At 62.6% G+C, this 1,381-nt stretch carries 2 protein-coding genes; one reads left to right on the top strand and one right to left on the bottom strand.

From position 1 onward, the window contains the following. Positions 1–183 precede the first annotated feature (183 nt). Positions 184–492: a hypothetical protein gene (locus E3O57_RS18570; protein WP_341476105.1), complete on the bottom strand. Its 309-nt coding sequence runs from the start codon at positions 490–492 to the stop codon at positions 184–186. Between the two features lie 182 nt (positions 493–674). Between E3O57_RS18570 and E3O57_RS18565 the strand changes: the two genes are divergently transcribed. After that, on the top strand, positions 675–914 hold the full coding sequence (locus E3O57_RS18565; protein WP_088455309.1) for a DUF3499 family protein: 240 nt from the start codon (positions 675–677) through the stop codon (positions 912–914). Positions 915–1,381 lie beyond the last annotated feature (467 nt).

Below are 1,381 nucleotides of genomic sequence, written 5' to 3'. Positions count from 1 at the left end.
CGGTGGAGCAGGCGGCGAGGCCGGCGACGAGCAGGCCTGCGGTGGTGAGGCCGAGTGCGGTCTTGGTGAAGCTGCGCATGATGAAGTCCTTTGCTGTGGGGGAGTGCTGCTTGGTATGCAGGTGGTTCGTCCCCACGTCAGAAAAGGTTTGGTCCTCGTGGCGTTCGCGTGCGGGATGCGCCCCTAGAAGTGGCGGAATCGATCCGGCGCGAGATCCCAGGGGTCCTTGCCGAGGAGTTCGGCGACCCCGCGGAAGACGCAGCTCTCGATCACCATGCGCTGATGGAACTCGTCATTGCGGTGCAGTCCGCTCAGCCGCTGGATCGGCAGCCGGAAGAAGGTGATGCGACGCTCACGGGCATCCACCGCGTACCGCGCCACCCCGACGCCGGGAATCACGTTGAGCGGCCCTGCGGCCACCTCGAAGGACACATCGGCGAGTTCGGCCGGCCACACCATGCGCAAGTAGTCGACCGTCGACGCGATGGTCATGTCGAAAGTGTCCACCCGCGTACGCAGGGGAGGAAGGAAAGGTCCGGTGGCAGAACTGCGGATGCCACGGCCGTGTCGGTCCCGGCCCCGACCGCGCGAGGTCGGTGCTTGCACGGTTGTGCGGCGTGAACGAGGCATACCCCCAGTCTACTTCCGGGGCATCGGCGGTACCCTGAATCACCATGTCAGTCAGAGCGTGTTCAAGAATCTCCTGCAACGATGAGGCCGTGGCGACTCTCACGTTCTCCTATGCCGACTCGATGGCTGTCCTGGGACCGCTCGCCGGCACCCACGAGCCACACACCTATGACCTCTGTGAACGGCACGCGCGTGTGACCACCCCGCCTCAGGGTTGGCAGCTGATCAGGCATCGAATCGTGTCGATCGCGGATGCTCAACGCGGCGTTCAGCCCTCGCCCTAGTCGTCTCTCGGACACCCGCTGTCGGCGCGCCATATGGGGCAAACCACCCCGACACGCCCGGGTGTCAGATCCAATTTGCGGCCCCTCCGGAATCCCCGTAATGTCATCTCTCGTCACCCCACAGGTTCGGAAAAGCCGCAGAGCTTCCGGCCTCAAGCGGGACCAACTCCCAGTCAAAGCAACCCACATCGTTTCGGTGTGGCTCTTCGTTTTGGCCAGGAATCAGCTCTTCGCAAGATCCCTCGGATCGAACGAACGGAGCGTTTTCAGGCACTAGTTTGCCGGAAACACGCCGCTCAGTCGATTTGACACGGATTCGAACGGAGGCTAAGGTAGTCAAGTTGCCCCGGAGCGACAGCCAATCACATGGCCTGAAGTCGGGTGCGTCCGATCCTTGAGAACTCAACAGCGTGCACAATGTCAAATGCCAAAAACCTCGGTCGTAGGGTCCCTTTCTAGGGGATACC

This window comes from Cryobacterium sp. TMN-39-2 (assembly GCF_004402745.1).
Lineage (GTDB): Bacteria > Actinomycetota > Actinomycetes > Actinomycetales > Microbacteriaceae > Cryobacterium > Cryobacterium zongtaii.
Note: the sequence above shows the minus strand (reverse complement) of the source record. Positions and strands in the feature narration are given on the sequence as shown.